This window comes from Myxococcus sp. RHSTA-1-4 (assembly GCF_020037125.1).
Taxonomy (GTDB): domain Bacteria; phylum Myxococcota; class Myxococcia; order Myxococcales; family Myxococcaceae; genus Myxococcus.
Genome location: NZ_JAIQDG010000016.1, coordinates 197143 through 211464, shown reverse-complemented (window position 1 = coordinate 211464; position 14322 = coordinate 197143). Strand labels below are relative to the sequence as shown.

General features: G+C 70.8%; 10 protein-coding genes and 1 pseudogene. 5 read left to right on the top strand and 6 right to left on the bottom strand.

The window, feature by feature from the left end; all coding sequences use genetic code 11:
• Positions 1 to 46 precede the first annotated feature (46 nt).
• Positions 47 to 730 (bottom strand): Uma2 family endonuclease, encoded by a 684-nt coding sequence (locus K8638_RS22560; RefSeq protein WP_223756646.1) that lies wholly within the window; start codon positions 728 to 730, stop codon positions 47 to 49.
• A gap of 436 nt (positions 731 to 1166) precedes the next feature.
• On the bottom strand, positions 1167 to 1529 hold the full coding sequence (locus K8638_RS22555) for a DUF2019 domain-containing protein (protein ID WP_223756645.1): 363 nt from the start codon (positions 1527 to 1529) through the stop codon (positions 1167 to 1169).
• A gap of 528 nt (positions 1530 to 2057) precedes the next feature.
• Between K8638_RS22555 and K8638_RS22550 the strand changes: the two genes are divergently transcribed.
• Entirely contained in the window at positions 2058 to 3257 is a 1200-nt protein-coding gene (locus K8638_RS22550; protein ID WP_223756644.1) for a hypothetical protein, read from the top strand.
• A 128-nt stretch (positions 3258 to 3385) separates the two neighbouring features.
• A pseudogene (locus tag K8638_RS22545) lies at positions 3386 to 3771 on the top strand (ISKra4 family transposase); the annotation flags it as partial.
• Positions 3772 to 3899: 128 nt separating this feature from the next.
• Here the strand turns inward: K8638_RS22545 and K8638_RS22540 are convergent.
• From K8638_RS22540 to K8638_RS22525, 3 genes are read right to left on the bottom strand one after another with little or no spacing between them, the layout of a single operon-like run.
• Complete coding sequence (locus tag K8638_RS22540) at positions 3900 to 5927, bottom strand: response regulator (protein WP_305071182.1); 2028 nt, start codon at positions 5925 to 5927, stop codon at positions 3900 to 3902.
• The gene (locus K8638_RS22530) at positions 5924 to 8476 is read right to left on the bottom strand and encodes an ATP-binding protein (RefSeq protein ID WP_223756643.1); all 2553 of its coding nucleotides are present in this window, start codon (positions 8474 to 8476) and stop codon (positions 5924 to 5926) included. The genes K8638_RS22540 and K8638_RS22530 overlap by 4 nt, the downstream gene beginning before the upstream one ends.
• Positions 8473 to 8850 carry a response regulator gene (locus tag K8638_RS22525; RefSeq protein ID WP_223756642.1) on the bottom strand — a complete coding sequence of 126 codons (378 nt, stop codon included), beginning with the start codon at positions 8848 to 8850 and terminating at the stop codon, positions 8473 to 8475. Before K8638_RS22525 ends, K8638_RS22530 begins: the two co-directional genes overlap by 4 nt.
• 169 nt (positions 8851 to 9019) lie before the next feature.
• On the opposite strand from K8638_RS22525, the gene K8638_RS22520 reads away from it, so the two are divergent.
• The 3 genes from K8638_RS22520 to K8638_RS22510 all read left to right on the top strand — a co-directional run bounded on the left by K8638_RS22520 (position 9020) and on the right by K8638_RS22510 (position 13837).
• Positions 9020 to 10336, top strand: a complete 1317-nt coding sequence (locus K8638_RS22520; protein WP_370644080.1) for a hypothetical protein — start codon at positions 9020 to 9022, stop codon at positions 10334 to 10336.
• Between the two features lie 232 nt (positions 10337 to 10568).
• A complete protein-coding gene (locus K8638_RS22515) occupies positions 10569 to 12500 on the top strand; it encodes a hypothetical protein (protein ID WP_223756641.1) in 1932 nt (643 codons plus the stop codon).
• Complete coding sequence (locus tag K8638_RS22510; RefSeq protein WP_223756640.1) at positions 12497 to 13837, top strand: hypothetical protein; 1341 nt, start codon at positions 12497 to 12499, stop codon at positions 13835 to 13837. Before K8638_RS22515 ends, K8638_RS22510 begins: the two co-directional genes overlap by 4 nt.
• 16 nt (positions 13838 to 13853) lie before the next feature.
• Here K8638_RS22510 and K8638_RS22505 read toward each other — a convergent pair whose 3' ends face one another.
• Positions 13854 to 14288 (bottom strand): helix-turn-helix domain-containing protein, encoded by a 435-nt coding sequence (locus K8638_RS22505; protein WP_223756639.1) that lies wholly within the window; start codon positions 14286 to 14288, stop codon positions 13854 to 13856.
• Positions 14289 to 14322 lie beyond the last annotated feature (34 nt).

Below are 14322 nucleotides of genomic sequence, written 5' to 3'. Positions count from 1 at the left end.
GGAAGGTGCGCGGTGCGATGGCGGTGCGCCGCGGCGTGGAGTTGTTTCAGTTGGCGCTGGGCTTCTTCGCGGAGCCGGGCCTCCTCTTGGCAGCGCCGGCTCTCTTCCTCGCTGAGCCGAGGTGCTGCAGTTCCCCTATGAGCTTCAGCATCTCGTTGATCTGCTCGGCCGACTCAAGAAGCCGGACGCCGTTCTCGTAGAAGCGCAGCCGGTCTCCTTCCACCTGGAGCTCCAGCCCGAGCCGCTTCGAGGGAAATCGCCCCTTCACAGGTTTGATGGAGACGTACTTCCGGGCCTTGGGTCCCGGCAGCCGGTATCCCCGCAGCTTCAGCTTCGCGCCGTCGTAGATGAAGTACTCGGGGATGCGCAGACGGGCATAGCGCGCCACGTTTCGCTCCGCATCCTTCTTGCGGTCCCCGCCCGCGTGGACCTCGAGCACGAAGTCCAGTCCCTTGCCCTCGGCACTCACCACCCACTTGTCGCGCGCGTGCGGCTCTACATCCGCCACGACCAGCAGATCTGGCGCGAAGCGGGGCTCGTCGGGGTAGTAAGTGGGTAGCGCGCACGACACGTAGACGCGCCGACCCTCGCGCTCAAAGTGGCCCTTGAGCGTGTCGAGCGCACGGGCCTTGGGCAGGAAGTGCCGGTCGCCCTCGGGTGGGGACATCTCCTCATCCGTGACCTCGCCCGGAAGAGCGGCGTACACCCGGGCCTGCTCGTCGGGAGTCATTGCCTCCCACTCGGATTGAGAGGGGGCGCGGGGGTAGTTGCCCCGTCTCTTCCTCGAACTGCCCTTCATTGAGAAAGCGTGCACGCACCAACCTTTCAGGTCAATAGCAATGCCGATTACCCTCCACATCCCATAGCCCTCGCATCTCCAGCGAGCACAGTGCCAGTGGCCGCCCCTGCCACTGCGACTCAGCCAGCCGTGCTCTCCCTCCGTCAATGAACGACCGCCGCAACCGCTTCAGGAGAACAGCCCCATGTCGGGGTGTAGCCACTCGTCGGCGGGAGGGGGGCCGCCGCATGGGGAGACGGGCCAGTCGAGAGGCAGGGTGGGCTCCTCGCGGAATGCCTCCATTCCCGCAACTCCGCGAGCCGCAGCGGGGCGAGCCCCGTAATCGACCCAAGCTCTCGGGAGGAGCCTCCGTCCACTGCCCGGACGGTCATGGGAACTCGAGCGTGCCCTCTCGCCACGCCTTGAGCGCGTACTCCGCGGGAGTCCGGTGACGTCCCTGGCGAGATGCGAACTCCCGCAGAACAGGCTCCCCCTGCGCTGGTGCGAACTCGAGCGCGTGTGCCGCAGCGCATGAGCGGACGGTCTCGTCCTCGCTCTTCAACAGCGGAAGGAGGTGGGCGGCCGCCGCTCGTCTCCGGAGTTCACGATAGGCATCGGCAATCCTGTCGTGGGCGCGATTGGCAGCGCGAGAATTGGCGGCGGCCAGCGCCTGTCCGTAAGCAACCGCTGCCTGCTCGTACTCCTGGACGAGCTCCTCGATGCTCGCCCCTTCGAGGTTGCGCACTTTCATGGAACGACTCCGTGGTCCTGGAGGACCGCCAGACCGAAATCGCGTTGGGCCGCGAAGGACTGGCCACTCAGCCACGGGTGTGCCTCTGGAACTGAGCGTTGAATGAGCTGATGGCAGGGCGTGGGGCAGGGTGCTCGTTCCCAAGCAGAAAGCGAGGCGTCTGGAGGGTTGTCTCAGCGGAGTGCCTCGATGGCCAAGGTGACGGTGGAAGTCCCCGAGGAGCTGGCGAAAGCCATCCGCAAGGCGGCTCAGGAAAATGGAGGCGGGCCTGGCGCACATTCGCTCCGGCAAGCCACTGGACTTCGCGGAGTTGGAGCGGCGGCTGTCCACCGGCGCCCGGGTGGAGGGCACGGTGAGGGACCGCGAGGGCCAGCCCGTGGAGACCCCGGCCCGGCTCGCGCTCCACGCGAATCCACACGGGCCCGCCACGCCCTTCTCTTTTTGCCTACATGAAGCAACTTCCCCAGACATCGGAGGATAATTCACCACAGAAACACACTCCGCCCCCCATCCCAAAAGGAGCTCCCCATGGCGCCCCCCCGAGTCGACTCCCACTCACGCACCCGCATTCCTCCTCGCCCGAAGGAGACTGAGCCCGCGCCCGCACCGAAGAAGAAGACGGAGGCCCCGGCTCCGACTCCGACGGACAGCTTCCAGCCGGCGGCGCCGGCGGCGGGCAAGCCCAAGGCCCCGGCGAAGACCGACGCGGTGAGGCCGGATCCCACGGGACCGCGAGCCCCCACGGCGTACCAGCTCCAGAAGGACCTGAGCGCGACCCGCCAGAAGAAGGGCGAGATCCTGGAGAAGATTGACAAGGTGGAGGACGAGCTGCGGGGCTGGCATTGGCCCTGGACGGACACGAGCAAGCAGGAGAAGCAGCTCAAGGACCTGAAGGCGCAGCTGGACACCACGAACCAGAGCCTGAAGTCGCTCGAGGGCACGGAGGCCAGCTTCCAGCCCCAGTCCGAGGTTCAGAAGGCGCGCTACCAGGTCTTCACCGAGCGGCTCGGAGAGCTCGAGAAGACCCATGGCAAGAAGGAAGCGGCGAGCATCGCCCGGCAGACCTACTACAACGACCTGAAGTTCAACGGCGTCTCCCTGTCGCTCCCCCTGAAGGAGAAGGACAAGCTGAAGGCGGGGCTGCCCACCAACCCGCTGATGATGACGCCGAAGGGCGAGGTCGTGGATGCGGGGCACGTGGCCGCGGCCATGGACTGGACGTTGAACCCCAAGATCAACCGGGTGGTAGACCTCCAGGGCGTCACGCTCGTGGGAGACCTGGCCGCGGGCGCGGAGAAGATGGTCAAGGAGGGGCGCACCCCCGAGAAGGCCCTGGACAACCCGGACTCCGGCGAAGCCCGCCTGGAGGACCTGAAGGGAGACATCGACGGGCTCAACATCGCCAACCGCCTGAGCAAGAACCCCAACGCCAGCCTTACGGACACCTTCAAGAGCTACTACGACAACGTGGACCCCAAGTCGCGCCTGGATGAGCTCGCGACCCACAGCCCCTACTTCAAGAAGGACGAGAAGGGCCAGTACGTGGTGGACCAGGACGCGCTCGCCAAGCACGTGGCCAGCTTCACCCGCAAGCTCATCGCCGTGGGTGGCCAGAATGGAGGCGGTGACAAGAAGGCCCAGGACCAGCTCGTGGAGCAGAAGTCTCGCGAGGTGGCTCGCTACTTCGCGGAGAACCTCGTCCCCAAGCTGACGGCTCCCGTGGAGTAGCCCGCGAGGCAGTGGTCTTTCGCATCACGCCGGTCCGGAGGGGTTCGGGGCAGTTCGACGACGAGCCTCGCGCCCCTTCCGGGCTCGCTCTCCACGCGAGTCCACCCGCCGTGGGCCTCGACAATCTGCTGTGTGAGAAGTGGAAGCTGTCGCTGCTCAACACGCCCGGGGCGGTGTGGACCATCGCCAGTGCGCTACACGCCAGCGGCAAGCGGGACGTCGTCCTGGGTGACGGCGGCCAGCGCACGAGGCGCTCACCTACCTGGAGAACCACGGCGAGCGGATGCACTACGCGGAGGCACGCGCGCGGGGACTGCCCATTGGCAGCGGCAACGTGGAGGCCACCTGCAAGTCGCTGGTCGCCCTGCGCATGAAACGCCCGGGCGCCCGATGGAAGGAGGAGTCCGGCCAGCACATCCTCGACCTGCGCGCCCTGGTGCTCTCGGACCGATGGGACACCACCATGGACCTCACGCTCGCGCCGCAGAGGGCGAAGGTGCGGTGCGCCGCATGAGCAGAATGAGCGCCAGACCCGCCATGGGGCGCATCCAGCGCGAGGACATGAGACGAATTCTCGCCCCAGCGCCAACCGCGACGGGGCCGAAAGCGATGAAGCCCCCTCTCCTCCTCACCACCCCGCCCTCACGTCTCAATCCGGTTCCGCCCGTTCGCCTTGGCCCGGTACAGCCGCGTATCCGCAATCTTCAGCAGCGTCTCCACCGTGTCACCGTCTCCCGGCGACACGGCGATGCCCGCGCTGAACGTGATGTGGAAGGCCTCCCCCGCGTCGCCCTCGAACGTCATCCCCGCCAGCTCCGCCGCGGTACGCGTCAGAATCTCCTTCGCGCTCTCCGCCGTCTCTCCCAGCAGCGCCACCACGAACTCCTCACCGCCCCACCGTCCTCGCACGTCCTCCCTGCGGAACCGTGCCCCCAACAACCGCCCCAGCCGCGTCAGCACGCGGTCCCCGGCCAGGTGCCCGTACTGGTCATTCACCCGCTTGAAGTGGTCCACGTCCAGGAAGCACAGCGCCAGCGGCCGTCCCTGCCGCTGTGACTCCGCCAGCCTCGCCCTCACCCCGTCGATGAACGGCCGCCTCAGCAGCAACCCCGTCAGCGCATCCCGCTCCGCCCGCTCGCGTGACAGCCTCGCCCGCTCCAGCCGCGCCTGCACACGGGCCCGCAGCTCCTCGCGCAGCACCGGCTTCGACAGGTAGTCATCCGCTCCCGCCTGGAACGCCGCCAGCCGGAACTCCAGCCCCAGGTGCGCCGTAATCAGCAGCACCGGCAGCTCCTGCCACTCCGGCGTCGAGCGCAGAATCCGGCACAGGTCGAAACCACTCGGCCCCGGCATCTGCACGTCCAGCAGCAACAAATCCGGCCGGTGCTCCGCCAGCGCCTCCATCAGCCCGTGCGAATCGCTGATGCCCACCACCTCGATGCGGTCGCTCGCCAGCGCGCGCGTCAGCGCGGTAATCGCCTCCGGGTCGTCATCCACCACCAACACCCGCGAGCGCTCCGGACGCCGCGCCGCCACCATCCGCTCGGCCGCCGCCGTGAAGTCCTGCGACGTGAAGGGCCTCGGCAGGAACAGGGACGCGCCCGCGTGCGCCGCCGCCACCCGGTCCTCCAGCGCGCTCCCCACCCCCATGAAGGCCAGCGGCAGCAGCGACAACCCCTCCTCCGCCCGCAGCGCATGTGCCGCCTCGAGGCCACCCAGCTCTCCGCCCAGGTGCATGTGGATGAGCACCCCATCCACCCACTGCCGCCGAGCCACCGCGCGCGCCTCGTCCGCCGTGCGCGCCGTCAGCACCCGCACCACGTGCGCGCGCCCCAGCCGCTCCGCCTCCGCCAGCACCGCCGCGTCCTCGTCCACCACCAGCAGTACACCCTCCGCCGGCAGCACCGGCGCGGGCTTCGCCACCGCCGCCCCCGCCTTCACCGGCACCGACGCCAGCGTCGCCAGCTCGCGGAACGCCTCTTCCGCCGCCGCCCAGTCCACGGCCCCACCGCTCCGCCCCGGCTTGAGCAGCTCCTCCAGCCGGCCCGCCGCGGCGCTCACCTCCGCGAAGCCATAGCTGCCCGCCGTCCCGTGCAACTTGTGGACAACCGTGTACGCCTCCTCCATCGCCCCGGCTTCGCCCGCGCGCACGCGCCCCAGCAGCGCCTCCAGCCCGCCCACCTTCTCCCGCAGCCTCGCGCCGTACTCCGCGTTCAGCGCGGCGAGGCTCGCGGCCAGGTCATCCCCCACCGCCTCCACCTCCTCCAGCGCCTCGCGCGGCGGGGGCGGCGGCACGGCCGGGGCGAAGAGCTGCCCCACCCAGACCAGCAGCTCCTCCGGCCGGTAGGGCTTGTGGATGATGCGCGCCACGCCCAGCTGACGCGTCAGCATCTCGTGGCTCTTCAGGTCCTTCCAGAAGGCGGACGCGAAGAGGACGGGCAGCTCCGGGTGCGTCTTGCGCAGCTCGCGGATGAAGTCCGCGCCCGTCATGCCCGGCAGCAGTCCATCCACAATCGCCGCATCCACCGGCACGTGGGCCAGCAGGGCCAGCGCCTCGGCGGCCGTGCGCGCGGACTCCACGCGGTAGCCCTTCTCCCGCAGGAAGGTGCAGACCAGGGACTGCAGGTCCTTGTCGTCCTCCAGGAAGAGGACCGTCCTGCCGCTGCTCATGACACTGCCTTTCTCTCCGCCGCCGCGGCCTCACGCCGGGTCAGCAGTCCGTTGAGAAGCTCGCGCACGGAGGACACCAGCTCCTCCTCCGACGAGCGCGCCTTCGTCAGGTGTCTCGTGATTCCCAGCGTGAGCTGCCGCTGGTCCGTGCTCGACAGCTCGCGGCCCGTGAACACGATGAGCGGCGTCGCACGGCCCTTCCCCTGGCGGAGGATGTCCACCACCTCGAAGCCGTCCAGCCTCGGCAGCCCCACGTCCAGGACGATGAGGTCCGGCGTCGTCTCTCGCGCCAGCGCCACCGCGCTCTCTCCGTCCGCCGCCTCGAACACCTGCACGCCCAGCCGCTCCAGCCGCGCGCACAGCACGCGCCGCGTCGCCGCGTCGTCGTCCACCACCAGCACCCGCGCCTGCCCGGGCTGCCGCATGGCGTAGCGCAGCGCCTCCAAGAGCCGCGTCTCCTCCAGCGGCTTCGTCATCCAATCCACCCACAGCGGCATGCCCACACCCTCGTCCTCCGCCGAGCGGCCCGACAGCGCCAGCACCGGCAGCTCGCGCGTGCGTGGCTGCTCGCGCAGGCGCCGCACCCAGTCCAGCGCCTGCCCGTCCGGCATCCGAGTGTCCACCACCAGCGCGTCCGGCGGCGACGCCTCCAGCACCTCCGCCGCCTCCGCCAGCGAGGCCGCGCGCACCACGCGGTAGCCCTCGTGCGACAGCAGCCCGCGCAGCAGCGTGGACAGCTCCCCGTCCGCGGTCGCCACCAGCACGTTGTAGCGGGACTCGTCCCGGGGCACCGCCGCCGGCGCCTCCGAGGCCACGGACTTCGCCGCCTCCAGGCTGAAGGTGAAGGTGGAGCCCTTGCCCTCCTCGCTCTCCACCTCGATGCGACCGCCGTGCTGGTCGACAATCGCCTGCGAAATCGCCAGGCCCAGACCCGTGCCCCCCTTGGAGCGCGTGTCCGAGCCATCCAGCTGCTGGAAACGCCCGAAGAGCCGCCCGCGCTGCTCCGCCGGAATCCCCGGGCCCTGGTCCACCACGCTGAAGCGCACCCGGCCGCCCGCCTCCTCCCGCACGCGCACCGTCACCGGCGCGCCCCTTGGGGAGAATTTCACCGCGTTGGACACCAGGTTGGTGAGCACCTGGATGAGCCTGTCCCTGTCCCCCTTCACCCGGGGCGCGCCCTCCACCTCCGAGCGCAGCGGCACACCGGCCGTGTCCGCCATGCCCCGCACGCCCGAGAGCGCGGCCTCCACCCACTCCGCGCACTCCAGCGGGGCCAGCTTCAGCTCCAGCTTGCCCGCGTCCATCTTCTCCAGGTCGAGGATGTCGTTGATGAGGCGGATGAGGCGCTCGGTGTTGGTGCGGGCGATGCGCACCATGTCCAGCGCCTGCGGCGGCAGCTCGCCCACGATGCCGCCCTCCAGCAGGCCCAGCGAGCCGCGGATGGAGGTGAGCGGCGTGCGCAGCTCGTGGCTCACGGTGGAGATGAACTCGTTCTTCATCCGCTCCACCTCCCTGCGCTCGGTGATGTCGCGCACGAAGGCGGTGAAGCGCCTGGGCCCGTCCCCGGGCACGCGGGTGAGGGTCAGCTCCGAGGGGAAGACACTCCCATCCGCGCGCTGGCACGGGGACTCCAGCCGCGTGGGCCGGCCCGAGGGCGCGTCCAGGGCCGCGGCCACCCGCTCGCGCTCTCCAGCGGGCAGCGACGCGGGCAGCGCCAGCGCCAGGAAGTCCCGCCCGTGCGCCTGCGCGGATGACAGGCGGAAGGTGCGCTCCGCCGCGGGGTTCAGCTCCAGCAGGCGGCCGTCCCCATCCAGCAGGAGGATGCCGTCCGGCGCGGCCTCCAGAATCGCCGCCTTGCGGGCCTCGCTGGCGCGCAGCTCCTCGTTGGCCGTGGACAGCGCGGCGGTGCGCTCCTCCACCCGCCGCTCCAGGTCCGTGTTGAGCGTGGCCAGCTCACCGGAGGCGCGCGACAGCCGCACCAGCACCACCAGCACGTACGCGCCCAGCAGCAGCGACACGAGGAAGAAGGCCACGCGCGAGCGCTCGTTGCGCACCTGCGCCCTCGCGTAGAGCTGGACGTAGGTGTTGATGAGGCGCTCGGCCTCCGCGCTCGCGCCGCGCTCCAGCATCGCCTGGAGGAGGACGTTCGACTCGCGCGGCTCGCCACGGGCCTGCGCGTCGCGGGAGCGTGCCAGCAGGGACTCGTTCTCCCCGAGCGCGCGCACGTACGCGTCCAGCGTGGCCGCCAGCGTCTGGCGGTCCTGCTCCGGCAGGAAGGAGGGGAAGTCGCGCAGCGCCTCCGCGCGGGCCCGCAGCGCGGCGAAGTCCGGCGCGGCCGAGCCGTGCACCTCCGGCAGCCCCAGGCGGGCGCGCAGCACGTCCTGCTCCAGCTCGGCGCTGGCCACGCTGAGCTGCCGCAGCGTCGTGCGGTACCGGTCGTTCTCCGACACCGCCCAGGGGCGGCCCGTCATGAACAGGCCGCACAGCAGCAGCAGCGCGCCCGCCGCCAGCACCACCGAGCGTCTGGACAGACGCGAGCCCGTCGTCATCCCGGCACCAGCTTCCGAATCTCCTGGGGCAGCGTCATCGGGTCGAACGGCTTGCCGATGACACCCAGGGCGCCCAGCTCCAGGTAGCGGGCCACCTCCTGCTTCTGGATTTTCGCCGTCATGAAGATGATGGGCGTACGCGCGGTGGCCTCCTGGGCGCGCAGCTTCGCGAACGTCGTGGGCCCGTCCATGCCGGGCATCATCACGTCCAGCAGGATGAGGTCCGGCTTCTCCGCGGCGGCCTTCTCCAGCGCCTCCGCCCCGGACGAGGCCAGCACCGTCTGCCATCCGCCCACCCGGCTCAGGCTGAGGTTGCCGATGGTCCGGATGTCGTCCTCGTCGTCGACGAGCATCACCTTGCGCAGCGTCGTCATGGCTTCACTCCTCGGCCGGAGGCCGGGGCGGGGTACGGATGCGGTGGGATACCGGGTTTTCTAGCACGGGGGCGAAAGCCGGGAGCCCGCCGGAACCAACGCGTTCAAGCATAGGGTGGGGTGCCTGCTCGCCTGACGGGCGGCCTGCGAAGTCGAGCCGGAGCCATGTATGCCATCGAGGCGAAGGTGCGGTGTCACCGCTCTTCTACCGTTGTTGTTGCTGTCCGGCACAGCCCTGGCCGCGCCAGCTCCCGAGAGCGAGTCACCCGCCTCGCACCACGGACGGTGGACCTATCTGCTGCGGCTGGATGCCACGGCGCTGGCGATGCTGCCCCGGCGCGGTGCGAGCCCGGACTCAGGCTTCCTCCAACTGGAGCCCACGCTCGTCCTCGATGGAGGAAAGAGGCTGGGCCTCAATCTCGGCGCACCGGTGCGGCTCCGCGCATGGGGAGGCGGGACGGGAGCGGGCCTGGTGCGCGAGGAGGACTGGGACACGCCCTCCGACTGGGGACAGTGGGTGCGCGTCCTCATGCTGGGGGATGAATCGTCCCCGGTCGCGCTGTGGGCGGGCTCGCTGGACATCTACAGCCTGCTGTCCGGGCACCTGGTGCGGCACTACGACAACCGGAGCAACCCGGACTACCACCCGGCGGGGGCGGTGCTCACCGGCACGCTGGGACCGCTGTATGTCGAGGCCTTCTCGTCGGATGTGCTCGGTGCACGCCTCATGGGCGCGGAAGTCGCGCTGGACGTGCGGCGATACGCGCTGGCGCTGTCGGCGGTGCATGACTGGGCGAAGGCAGGCGGCTCGGCACGGCCGGTGACGCTGGCGCACATGGACGGCTCGGCGGTGCTGATGCTTCGGCGGAGCGGGGACAGTGTCTTCGAGGCGCAAGCGTTCGCCGGGTGGGGCGGCCGGCCCGGCGTGGGCGGCGCCTGGGGCGTGGTGGCGGGCGCCGGCGCGGACGCGGTGTCGCCCACGCTGCACCTGAGGGCGCGGCTGGAGGTCCGCCGGCAGCACGGCGGCTTCCGCCAGGGCTGGTTCGGACCGGACTACGAGCTGGCACGCTTCCAGGCGGCGGGCACCTCCGGGCTGCCGGTGGCGGATGCGTCCATTCCGGACGGACACTCCGCCTACGGCGAGCTCGCCATGGGCTGGGACGCGGTGCGACTGGGCGACGAGGTCCATCGGCACCTGCATCTGGTCCTGGGAGTCGAGGCGTTCACCTGGGGCCGCGTGGACGCGGACGGGCGGCTGGCGGTGCAGCTCTTCGGCCGCGACCTCGAGATCGCCCTGCGCGGCGTGGCGGTGGGCCTGCGCCAGCCGGGCACGCGCTACCTGGGCACGGGCGAGCTGCGCTGGCGCTTCCTCGGAGGAAGGCTGTACCTCCTGGGCCAGTGCGGCGCGCTGCTGTACCCGGCGGAAGGTGCGCTGCGCCCGGGGGCCATCACCTCGCTGGGCCTGGGCATGGACAATGTGCGCTGACTCCCGGCCGCGAGGGTGGGCGCTGCAGGGGGCCTGCCTGGCCCTGCTCGCCACCGGCTGCGTGACCACAGCGCCCCGGGCCAGCCCGGCCCCCGACCTGAGCCTCGCGCGGTTCTCGTGGCAGGCGGAAGGCGGTGGCCTCCAGGACGCAGCGTCCACTGCCTCCGTCGCGCCCGCCGAGCCCGAGCGCCTCAGCCGGCGGCGTACGCCCGCCCAGCCACGAGGCACGAACGTGCCGGAGACACCTCCGGCCGAGGAAGGCCGCTCGCGGGCCACCCCCTGTACGGGCGTCGTGCCCCCCGGCTGGCCCCACCTGGAATCCAGCCAGGAGGTGCTCGCCCCCTTCCTGGCGTGCGCCACGCCCGCCGACTTCGTCGCGCTCCAGCGCACCGCGGACATGCCCCGGCTGGTGCAGTCCCTGGAGGCCTGGGACGCCGTCCGCCTTGGCGCCCTGGGGCCGCTGCTGTCGGCGAACGCCGCCGAAGCCCTTCAGCAACAGCGCGCCGCATTCCTCGTCAGTGCCGTGGAGAAGTACGGCCTCCCCCGCGCCGAGGTGTTCGCGCTCTTCGTCCTCCACTCGGCCTTCGACGACGAGCTGCCGCGCCTGCTCTCGCTGCTTGCCGGGGACAAGCGGCTGGGCGACACCCTGGGCGCTATGGCCTCCGCCCGCGAGGAGCTACAGCGGCGGGGCGTGCACCTCGCGCAGTACCCGGACCGGACCGAGCGCGCCGCCGATGTGCTGCGGGGCCTGGGACACGCGGGCCGGGACGCACTCTCCAGTACTCCGGTGAGCGATGGGGCCCGTTACATGGACCTCACCGCGAAGCGCGCGCAACTGCCGCCGCCCTACCAGCATGCCCTGGACGAGGTGGAGCAGGCGCTGATGCAGCGGCACTACGCGCCGGAGAGCGTGGCGCTGGGAGGCTTCGACCACCTGACGTTCGGAGTGCCACTGGGCTTCTACCACCTGGTAGCCGGAACGCGGCAGGGAGCATCCTCGCTTGCGGAAGGCCATTACGAGCAGGCCACGCGCGAGCTGACTCCCGCGGCCCTCATGGTGGCGCTGTACGCCGGTGGCAGGGGAGTTCGCCACCTCGCCGAAGCTCCGGCCACCGGGTGGCCCCCCGGGGTGCGGGGGTTGCCCGTGGACGGGCTGAAGGCGGTGGTAAACGGGCTGGGGGAGCGGTTGGGGGGCGACGCCCTTCGCGAGCTGGCCCGGTACCTCCAGAGCAGCCGGGAAGCCGGACTCCTCGTGGCCGAGGGAGGCGAGGCCGCCGCCGCGGCCCTCCTGGAGGCACGGGGTAGCGTGCCCAGGGCCCGGCACGCCTGGTTGTCCCAGGCGGATTCCCCGCGTCCGGGGCAGGGCACAGGCGCTGGGAAGGGCGGCGGTGGCGCGGTCGCCGCGGTACAGGAGGCGGCGGGCTTCCACCGTGAGGCCCTCGAAGCCAGGTGGCTGCAGGTCGAGCGGGAGGCCCCGGGCCCGCGCCTGTCCGCCGACGTGGCCGTGCTGGAGAAGCAGCGTCCCCTGCCGGACGCACCTCCTCCGGGAGCCGCCGGCCACGCGCTCTGGGGCGAGTACGTCGCGTACTGGGAGCGCCGCCTCGGGGATCTGCGGCAGCGCAAGCCGGTAGAGGGGCCCCGGACGTGGCAGAGCTACCAGATGCTGCGCGAGCTGTTCGCCCGGGGGCTGGCCTTCGAGCGCGGCATGGTGGCCCTGCTGCAAGCGGACGCGGCGCGGCCCAGGGCGCAGCGCCAGTGGCTGGCGAACTTCAATCAGCCCCGCCTCGAGACACACGTGGGCGTGTGGAAGCCGGAGGCCGGCCTCCGCTACGTGGACGTGCTCGTCATCGAGGAGCAGCCTCCCGCCGGGCAGCAGGCCCGGGTGGAGACCTTCAGCTTCAAGAGCCGCGACCTCTCGTTGCTGAAGGAGAATGACCTGAAGGCGCAGATGAGGGCGGACGCTCGCGAGGCCCTGGACTATTACGGGGAGACGCTGAACATTCGCCGACCGGCCTTGAGGTTGCGCGACGTCCAGGTGCAGGTCCAGCAGGTCCGCCTCATCTACGAAGGCGGAGCGCTCAAGCCAAGGCGGAAGCAACTGTTGGAGACAAGCCTGGACGCAGTCGAGAAGAGCGTCGTGGGAGTGGAGGTGTCCTTCCAATGAAGACCCTGAGTCCTCATGAGTCGAACGCAGAGGACGACCTCCTGCTCGTATTCAAAGGAGCCTTCGACCCGCGAGCAGCACTTGAGGATGCACTGGAGCCATTCCTCCAAGCGCTCGAGGAATATGCGGGCAGCTGGATGCCGGACGTCGTCAAGGGTCAACGGCGCCGCAAGTATGCTCGTGCCTCCGTCTTGCGGGCACTGGAAGAAGAACGCGACGAAGACAGCACCTCCATCGGGCTCTACCGCACGAAGCAGCCCGCGTTGGATATGACGCTCGGGCTTCGCTTCCCACCAGGCACTCCCGAGCTGACTGTCTGGCTCGACGTGCAGCCCCTGTCCCTGTTCGCTGACGTAGAGCGCTGCCGCCAGTTCGTGGACATGGTCCGCGCCTGGGCCTCTCGCTACCCGGTCCCCCATGCATTTGCCCACAGCGTGGCTGACAACGAGCTGGCAGGCGCTCCCTACTTCGGCCGCGATGTGAAAACCTCGCGCAGGGACGGCTTCGACCAGGTCTACGAGGTGTCCTGGCTCAACATCTTCGGTCCCAAGCTGGTCGCCAGGGTCGGCCGTGAGCGCATGCTCTCCACCCCGGCGCACCGGGTGGAGGAGCTCCCCAACGGCGCCGTCCTCCTGGTGACGTGGCCCATCGCCGCCGACTTCGCCAGCGACGAGGCACGCGTGGCCCAGGCCCGCGCCCACGTACACCTCCGCCCGGACCTCGACTTCGACACCGTGCTGCGCACCCTGCGCGAGCGCAGCGCCGCCCTCGTCCCCGTCGAACCCCACTTCCCCCCGGACATCGCGCCGCTCCTGGCCCGCATCTCGGACGATGTCCCCCTGGGGGAGCGACAGCGCAAAATCGCCGAGCTCAACGCCTACCAGCCCCCCGAGCCCGAGGAGTGGCTCCCCGCCAACGCCGCCCTGCCTCCGGACGTGGACGACCCCGACCTCGTCCGCAAGTACTACGCGCACCTCGCCGAGGGCCTCGTGGTGCTCCTGCACACGCCGGCTCCCTCGGTCTTCGACGCCACGCCCGAGTCGCTCACCGACGTCGACTTCCACCTCTGGCGGCAGAACCTCCCGGAGCGCTTCGCGCGGCACGACATCGACGCGCACGCGGTGCCCGCGGTGGGCGCATACCTCGGCGAGGTGCTCGTGCGCCGCCTGGGCGGACAGTGGATTCCCCGCCAGAAGCTGGAGGAGGCGCAGGTCCGAGTAGGCAGCCGCGTCTGGCTTCCCTTCGTCCGCGCCCACCGCTACCTGCGCTCGAGCCAGGCCCTGCTGGACTTCTCCCTCACCCAGCTCTACCGCGCCGCGGAGCGGCACGTCCCCTGACCGTACTCCGGCGCCCCTACCCCGCGGCGCGGCGCTTCCGGGCCGGGCGCGAGGCCACCGCCGCCCCGGGCCGGGGCATCACGGTGACGACGGCATTCACCACCCGGGACACCGCGCGAAGCTGGGCGGGCTCCAAGTCCCTCAGCTTGCGCGTCATGCGGCGCAGCTCCACCGGGTCCTCGCGCGCGGGCTTCCTGGGCGTCACCGGCGCCGGGGCACCGGACCGGCCCACCCCCAGGAGCGTGTCCGCGGAGACCTGCAGGACGTCACACAGCCGCCGGAGCGTCTGCGCGCGGGGCAGCATCTTCCCGCGCTCCATGCGGCTGTAGACCTCCATGGCCATGCCCATGCGCTCGGCCACGTCGCTCTGGGTGAGGCCCAGGCGCTGGCGGGCCTCACGAGCGGCGCTTCCGAGAAGGACCGCGAGCTTGTGGTCGACGGGCTCACGCATGACGCCCGAGGCTCGCACGCCCCCCCGGCCACGC

Bases quoted from the DNA above. Each gene is read 5' to 3' on its own strand.
- K8638_RS22525 (WP_223756642.1), bottom strand. From the start codon at position 8,850: ATGACGACGCTGCGCAAGGTGATGCTCGTCGACGACGAGGACGACATC.
- K8638_RS22560 (WP_223756646.1), bottom strand. From the start codon at position 730: ATGACTCCCGACGAGCAGGCCCGGGTGTACGCCGCTCTTCCGGGCGAG.
- K8638_RS22530 (WP_223756643.1), bottom strand. From the start codon at position 8,476: ATGACGACGGGCTCGCGTCTGTCCAGACGCTCGGTGGTGCTGGCGGCG.
- K8638_RS22550 (WP_223756644.1), top strand. From the start codon at position 2,058: ATGGCGCCCCCCCGAGTCGACTCCCACTCACGCACCCGCATTCCTCCT.
- K8638_RS22505 (WP_223756639.1), bottom strand. From the start codon at position 14,288: ATGCGTGAGCCCGTCGACCACAAGCTCGCGGTCCTTCTCGGAAGCGCC.
- K8638_RS22555 (WP_223756645.1), bottom strand. From the start codon at position 1,529: ATGAAAGTGCGCAACCTCGAAGGGGCGAGCATCGAGGAGCTCGTCCAG.
- K8638_RS22540 (WP_305071182.1), bottom strand. From the start codon at position 5,927: ATGAGCAGCGGCAGGACGGTCCTCTTCCTGGAGGACGACAAGGACCTG.
- K8638_RS22510 (WP_223756640.1), top strand. From the start codon at position 12,497: ATGAAGACCCTGAGTCCTCATGAGTCGAACGCAGAGGACGACCTCCTG.
- K8638_RS22520 (WP_370644080.1), top strand. From the start codon at position 9,020: ATGCCATCGAGGCGAAGGTGCGGTGTCACCGCTCTTCTACCGTTGTTG.